This is a genomic window from Pseudomonas sp. HMWF021 (assembly GCF_003061005.1).
In the GTDB taxonomy this organism is placed as follows: Bacteria; Pseudomonadota; Gammaproteobacteria; order Pseudomonadales; family Pseudomonadaceae; genus Aquipseudomonas.
The window spans coordinates 19,714-27,076 of sequence record NZ_QAIK01000036.1 but is presented as its reverse complement, the minus strand read 5'-3'; the positions used below and the strand labels follow the sequence as shown (position 1 = coordinate 27,076).

Genomic DNA, 7,363 nt, shown 5'->3' with positions numbered 1-7,363 from the left:
GCGTCAGGCCGAGCGCGAGCAAGCGGCTTACGATCAGACGCCGAACGAGCCGCAGGAGCGCAAGTTCAACAAGAACGGCAACCCGATCAAGCCGACGCCAGCCCCGGCGCCAGTGATCGAGCAGCCGCGCCTGAGCGAAGGCGGGCAGATGTTTGCCAACCGCCTGCAAAAGAACCTCAAGGCGATGAGCAAGTGGGTCAAGCGCGAGGGCATCGACTGCTACCGCGTCTACGATGCCGACATGCCGGAATACGCCATGGCCATCGACCTGTATCACGATTGGGTGCACGTGCAGGAATACGCCGCGCCGAAGTCGATCGATCCGGAAAAGGCCTCGGCGCGCATGTTCGATGCTCTGGCCGCTATCCCGCAGGCGCTGAGCGTCGACAAGAGCCGCGTAGTGGTCAAGCGCCGCGAGCGCCAGAGCGGCACCAAGCAGTACGAGCGTCAGGCGGCGCAGGGCAAGTTCAATGAGGTCAGCGAAGGCGGCGTCAAGCTGCTGGTGAACCTTACCGACTACCTCGACACCGGGCTGTTCCTCGATCACCGGCCGATGCGCATGCGTATTCAGAAAGAAGCCGCCGGCAAGCGCTTCCTCAATCTGTTCTGCTACACCGCGACCGCCAGCGTGCACGCGGCCAAGGGCGGTGCGCGCAGCACCACCAGCGTCGATCTGTCGAAGACTTATCTGGACTGGGCGCGACGCAACCTGTCGCTGAACGGCTTCTCCGACAAGAACCGTCTGGAGCAGGGCGACGTGATGGCCTGGCTGGAGAATTCCCGCGACGAATACGACCTGATCTTCATCGATCCGCCGACGTTCTCCAACTCCAAGCGCATGGAAGGCATCTTCGACGTGCAGCGGGATCAGGTGCAGTTGATCGACTTGGCGATGGCGCGTCTGGCAAGCGGCGGCGTGCTGTATTTCTCCAACAACTTCCGCAAGTTCCAGCTGGAAGAAAACCTCGCCGAGCGTTATGCGGTCGAGGAAATCAGCGCCCAGACCATCGATCCGGATTTCGCCCGTAACACCAAGATCCACCGCGCCTGGAAAATCACGGCTCGTTGACGCTCGGTCTGGTTGGATCCACAGAGCCTTGATTTTTAAAGGCTCTTGGATCCGATCAGAGCTAGCCAAATTAATGGCTAATAGCTATAACTCAACTCATGGCCAGTGGGGATTTCCCCGGAACAGTGGCGTCGTGAGTTGCCCCTATGTCGTTGCACCCCGTGCGCCCGAAGATATTGGGTTTTATCAGTGAAGAAGTCTCGGCCTGGCTGGTCGCGCTGCTGGTATTGCTCGCCGGCGGGATTCTCACGGGGCTGCTCGCCTGGGCCACCCTCAATCAATTTCATCAACAACTGCATCAACGCTTCCAGTTGTTGGCCAATGAACGTTACAGCCGCATCGAAGAACGTTTCCAGGATCAGGAACAGCGTCTGGATGGACTGCGGCGTTTTTTCGCCAATTCCGATTCGGTCTCCCGTGCCGAATTCGACGGCTATGCCAAACCTCTGCTGTTACGAACCCAGGCCTATTCCTATGCGCCACGGGTCAGCCGTGCCGAACGCCCGGCCATCGAACAGGCAGTGCGTGCCGAAGGCTTCAGCACTTTTACCTTTCGTGAACTGAACGCTGACGACAAGTTGCAGACCGCCGGCGATCGCCCCGAATACGTGCCGGTGATCTACACCCAGAGCCAGAGCCGTTTGCCCCCGCCGCTGGGTTACGACCTGCTGGCGCAACCCTTGCGTCGCGCGACGCTGGAGCGCGCCGACCGTACCGGACAAATGGCGGTGTCCCAGCCATTGCATCTGGTGGGCATCGATCCGGCCTATGCCCGGGGCGTGTTGCTGCTGGCACCGGTCAGTCAGGAAGGGGCGCCGAAAGGTGTGCCGCAGGGGTACGTGATGGCGGTCATCAGCATGCACCAGTTGCTGGCCGACGGATTGCCCGAAGACAACCAGGATTTTCTCTCTGTACGCATTCTTGACCTGTCCACCGACGATCGGCATGAAGTGCTCTACGAGTCACCCAACAAAGCCGGGGCCAGCGACCTGTCGGCCACACGGTTGCTGCGCATGGCTGACCATGACTATCAGGTAGACATGCAGCCCAGCGAGGCCTTTTTGCAGGCCAACCATTCGTCGATCAGCAGTCTGGTGATATTGGGTGCGTTACTCAGTCTGCTGCTCAGTGCGCTGCTGTACGTGCTGGTCAGCCAGCGCCAGCGCGCGTTGCGTCTGGTCGAACTGCGTACTCAGGAGCTGCACGCGCGCGAGCAGGAATTGCGCGGCACCCACGGCCAGTTGCGGGGCGTGCTGAATGCCGCAACCCAGGTTGCGATCATTGCCACGGACCTGCGCGGGGTGATCAACACGTTCAACCCGGGTGCAGAGCAGATGCTCGGCTACAGCAGCGCCGATGTGGTCGGCCACATGACTCTGGAAAACCTGCACCTGCCGCGAGAGCTGGCGGCGCGCTCGGCTGAATTGAGTGCGCGTTACGGCAAGACGATCCCGACCTGCCACGCGATGCTGGTGGAGGGCGGCGAGGTCGGTGGTCACGAAGCACGTGAGTGGACGCTGGTGCGCAGCGACGGCAGTCACCTGCCGGTCAACATGCTCGCCACGCCGGTGCTCGATGAGCAGGGTCTGTGGGTCGGGCATCTGGCGATCTGCATCGACATCACCGAACGCAAGCGCGTGCACGAGGCGCTGGCGGCGCGGGATGTGCTGCTCAAGAAACTCAGCGCTCACGTGCCCGGCGGCATTTACCAGTTCAAGATGGAGTTCGACGGGCGCTTCAGCGTGATCTACGCCAGTGACGGTATCCGCGAGATTTACGAGCTGGAGCCGGACGTGTTGCTGCTCAATGCCGAGGCGATTTTTACCCGTATCCATCCGCAGGACATCACCCGCGTGCGCACCTCGATCCGCGCCTCGGCGGACAATCTCAGCCCCTGGCGCGAGGAGTATCGCGTGCAGTTGCCGCAGCGCGGACTGCGCTGGGTGCGTGGCGAGGCGACGCCGGAAGAGCTGCCGGGCGGCGGCGTGCTGTGGCACGGCTACATCTCGGACATTTCCGATCTGAAGCGGGTGGAAGAGGAGCTGCGGGCGCTGTCGGTCACCGACTCGCTGACCGGCATCCATAACCGCCGCTACTTCCAGGAACGCCTGACCACCGAAATGGCCCGGGTCGAGCGCGGCGGAGGCGAGCTGTCGGTGATCATGCTCGACATCGACCACTTCAAGCGGATCAACGACCAGTACGGCCATGCCGTGGGCGACCGGGTGCTGCAGGCGGTTTGCGAGCGCATTGGTCATCGCCTGCGCCGCACCGATGTGTTCTGCCGCCTGGGAGGTGAAGAATTCATGGTGCTGTGCCCGGACATCGACGGTGAGCATGCGTACATGCTGGCGGTGGAATTGTGGCAAGGCCTGCGCAGTGCGCCGGTGGATGTGGTCGGGGTGGTGACGGCCAGTTTCGGCATCGCCAGTTGGCGCCCGGGGGAGGGCGCGGATGCGCTGTTGCTGCGGGCAGATTCGGGGGTGTATGCGGCGAAGCAGGGCGGGCGTGATCGGGTTGAGCAGATGAGCTGAGGCGTTACGGCAATCCTGCAGAAGATCAAAAGATCGCAGCCTTCGGCAGCTCCTACATGGGAGTGATGTACACCCTGTAGGAGCTGCCGAAGGCTGCGATCTTTTGCTTTTTTTAGAGGGCTGAAGCGGTCTGCGGCAAGCGCGGCTGCTTGTACAGATCCAGCAGCACCTGATCCAGCACCGACGACGCACCGAACGGCGCCTTGTCGTTGAGGATCGCCACCACCGCCCAGGTGTTGCCGTTGACGTCTCGGCTGAAGCCGGCAATCGCACGCACGGTATTCAGGGTGCCGGTCTTGACGTGGGCTTCACCGCGCATCGCGGTGGTTTTCAGGCGTTTGCGCATGGTGCCGTCAGTGCCGGCAATCGGCAGCGAGCTGATGTACTCGGCGGCGTACGGGCTGTGCCAGGCGGCTTGCAGCATGTTGGCCATCTCGCGGGCGCTGACGCGTTCGGCGCGGGACAGCCCGGAACCGTTCTCCATCACCAGGTGCGGCGCGGTGATGCCTTTCTTCGCCAGCCACTGACGCACCACCCGTTGCGCGGCCTTGGCGTCGTCACCGTCGGCTTCGTTGCGGTACTTCTGGCCGAGGCTCAGGAACAGTTGCTGAGCCATGGTGTTGTTACTGTATTTGTTGATGTCGCGGATGATTTCCGCCAGATCCGGCGAGTAGGCACGGGCCAGCAATTTGGCGCTGCTCGGAGTTGCGGCAAGGCGATCCTTGCCCTGGATGCTGCCGCCCAGTTCTTTCCAGATCGCGCGCACGGCGCCGGCGGTGTAAGTCGCGTGGTCGAGCAGCGACAGGTAAGTCTGCGAGCTGCAGCCATCGCCCAACTGGCCGGCGACGGTCACGGTGACGCTGCCGTCAGGCTGGGTCACCGGGTTGTAGCGCACACCGCCGGTGCATTGCTTGGAATTGAGCGCCTTGACCGTGTTTTCGATGCGCACGCTGGCAATCGGCGGCTCGACCGAGATCAGCACCCGGCCCCCGTCATTGCGCGCGACAAAGCGCAGGGCCTTGAGGTTGACCAGCAGCGAATCCGGTTTGACCAGGAACGGCTTGTTCTCGTCGTTGCCGTCGTCGTTGAACTCAGGCAGTTGCGGCTGGATGAAGAAGCTGCGGTCGAGGATCAGGTCGCCGGTGACCTGGGTCACGCCGTTGGCGCGCAGGTCGCGCATCAGCAGCCAGAGTTTCTCCATGTTCAGCTTCGGATCGCCGCCACCCTTGAGGTACAGGTTGCCGTTGAGGATGCCGCCGCTCAGGTCGCCGTCGGTGTAGAACTCGGTTTTCCACTGATGGTTGGGGCCGAGCATTTCCAGGGAGGCGTAGGTGGTGACCAGTTTCATGGTCGATGCCGGGTTGACCGAGACGTCGGCGTTGTACACGGTCGGATTGCCCGGGCCGTCGAGCGGGATCATCACCAGCGACAGTGCGGTGGGCTGCAACTTGCTGGCCTTGAGGGCTTTTTCGACGTTAGGCGTGAGGGCGGTGTTGATGGTGGCTGCAGAAACCGGCAGGGCCAGAGGCAGAAGCAGGCCGGCGAGAAACAGTGGACGCAACGATTTGATCATATGAAATAAAACCCTGCACAAGAGGGGGAAATAACGAAGGCATGGATGAAAAAGCCCTCAGTGGTCATGAAAGTGTCGGCATTATGCCCCAAGGTGTAACAGCTTGTGCCTTGCCCGGGGCGGCCATTTCGTTATTTTTTTACGGGCGGTCGGCCACAGCCCCCAGAGAGTCGGGCAATTGACCGCTTAAACTGGTAAAGTGCCGGCCGTTATTACTTAAGAGGATTGTTCCAATGGCGACTAACCGTTCCCAGCGTCTGCGCAAAAAACTGTGCGTTGATGAATTCCAAGAGCTGGGTTTCGAACTGAACCTGGACTTCAAAGAAGATTTGTCCGAAGAAGCCATTGACGCTTTCCTCGAAGCATTCATCAAAGAAGCCATGGAAGCCAACGGTCTGGGTTATGTGGGTGGCGATGACTTCGGTCTGGTTTGCCTGCAGAAGCGTGGCTCGGTCAACGAAGAGCAGCGCGCTGCCGTTGAAGCCTGGCTGAAAAACCGTAGCGAACTGACCGGCATGACCGTCAGCCCGCTGCTGGACGTCTGGTATCCGGAAAAGCCGATCAACGCGGCCAAGTGATACTGAAAAAACGGCGACCTTCGGGTCGCCGTTTTTTTTGCAGAATCAAAAGATCGCAGCCTGCGGCAGCTCCTACACTGATCTCTGTAGGAGCTGCCGAAGGCTGCGATCTTTTGCTTTAAGCTTTACGCCAATTGAGTATCAGCAAGGTGAGCACTCCCGCGACAATCCCCCAGAACGCCGACCCAATGGAAAACAGCGTCAACCCCGACGCCGTGACCATAAAGGTAATCAACGCCGCCTCGCGTTCCTTCACCTCGGTCATGGCAATGCTCAAACCATTGATGATCGAGCCGAACAGCGCCAGTGCGGCAATCGACAGCACCAGTTCTTTCGGCAACGCGGCAAACAGCGCCGCCAGTGTGGCGCCGAACACTCCGGCAATCCCGTAGAAAATCCCGCACCAGACCGCGGCGGTGTAGCGCTTGCTGCGATCCTCATGGGCGTGCGGCCCGGTGCAGATCGCTGCGCTGATGGCCGCCAGGTTGATGCCATGGGAACCGAACGGCGCCAGCAACAGGGAGGCGATGCCGGTGGTGGTGATCAGCGGCGAGGCCGGGACGTTGTAGCCGTCGGCGCGCAGCACGGCGATGCCGGGCATGTTCTGCGAAGTCATCGCCACCACGAACAGCGGGATGCCGATGCTGATGGTCGCCGCCAGCGAGAAGTGCGGCGTGGTCCACACCGGCGTTGCCACTTCCAGATGAAAGCCGCTGAAATCCAGCAGGCCCATGAAGCCCGACAACGCGGTGCCGATCAGCAACGCGGCAAGCACCGCGTAACGCGGCGACAGGCGCTTGACCAGCAGATAAGTGAAGAACATCCCCAACACCAGCCCGGTGCGATGCTGAGCGGCAACGAAAATTTCGCTGCCGATCTTGAACAGAATCCCCGCCAGCAACGCTGCCGCCAGCGACGCCGGGATCTTCTTCACCAAGCGTTCGAAGCTACCGGTCAGCCCGCAAATGGTTACCAGCACCGCGCAGGTGATGTAGGCGCCGATGGCCTCGCCGTAGCTGACGCCACCGAGACTGGTGATCAACAACGCCGCGCCGGGTGTCGACCAGGCAATGGTGATCGGTGTGCGATAGCGCAGCGACAGGCCAATCGAGCACACCGCCATGCCGATGGAGATCGCCCAGATCCACGAGGAAATCTGCCCGCTGCTCAGGCCCGCCGCTTGTCCGGCCTGGAACATCAGCACCAGGGAACTGGTGTAGCCGGTCATCATTGCGATGAACCCGGCGACGATGGCCGAAGGCGAGGTGTCGGCGAGGGGGCGCAGGCGAGTGTAGGTGGCGTCGTTCATGACGGCGGTGTTCCTTATACAGATGAAGATCCCCGCAATTACGCTGAACCTTGTGTAGGAGCTGCCGAAGGCTGCGATCTTTTGACTTTGATTTTCAGAAGCAAGATCAAAAGATCGCAGCCTTCGGCAGCTCCTACATGAGAGCCGTTGTGCGCAAAGGCGGATTCTGCGATCAAGCCTAAACTCAATCGTAACGGATCGTTGCAATACAGCCGTGGTCACAAACAGCCATACAGTCGTGTTGCCACCATCCATTGTGTACAATCGCGCTGTTTTTTACGCGATACTTGCCAGCGACCT

General features: G+C 61.0%; 5 protein-coding genes. 3 read left to right on the top strand and 2 right to left on the bottom strand.

What is annotated here, in order from left to right:
• A partial coding sequence (gene rlmKL / locus DBR18_RS28680; RefSeq protein ID WP_256588524.1) for a bifunctional 23S rRNA (guanine(2069)-N(7))-methyltransferase RlmK/23S rRNA (guanine(2445)-N(2))-methyltransferase RlmL occupies positions 1–1,069 on the top strand: 1,069 nt, incomplete at its 5' end.
• A gap of 146 nt (positions 1,070–1,215) precedes the next feature.
• A complete protein-coding gene (locus DBR18_RS03875) occupies positions 1,216–3,603 on the top strand; it encodes a GGDEF domain-containing protein (protein ID WP_108589321.1) in 2,388 nt (795 codons plus the stop codon).
• Between the two features lie 112 nt (positions 3,604–3,715).
• On the opposite strand, the gene dacB is transcribed toward DBR18_RS03875, so the two are convergent.
• Positions 3,716–5,176, bottom strand: coding sequence for a D-alanyl-D-alanine carboxypeptidase/D-alanyl-D-alanine-endopeptidase (dacB, locus tag DBR18_RS03870; RefSeq protein WP_064586770.1), 1,461 nt, complete (start codon positions 5,174–5,176; stop codon positions 3,716–3,718).
• Between the two features lie 233 nt (positions 5,177–5,409).
• Here dacB and DBR18_RS03865 point away from each other — a divergent pair, with 233 nt between their 5' ends.
• Positions 5,410–5,754 carry a YggL family protein gene (locus DBR18_RS03865; protein ID WP_003223308.1) on the top strand — a complete coding sequence of 115 codons (345 nt, stop codon included), beginning with the start codon at positions 5,410–5,412 and terminating at the stop codon, positions 5,752–5,754.
• A gap of 118 nt (positions 5,755–5,872) precedes the next feature.
• Here the strand turns inward: DBR18_RS03865 and DBR18_RS03860 are convergent, their stop codons facing one another.
• Positions 5,873–7,063, bottom strand: coding sequence for a benzoate/H(+) symporter BenE family transporter (locus tag DBR18_RS03860; protein WP_108589320.1), 1,191 nt, complete (start codon positions 7,061–7,063; stop codon positions 5,873–5,875).
• Positions 7,064–7,363: the final 300 nt, after the last annotated feature.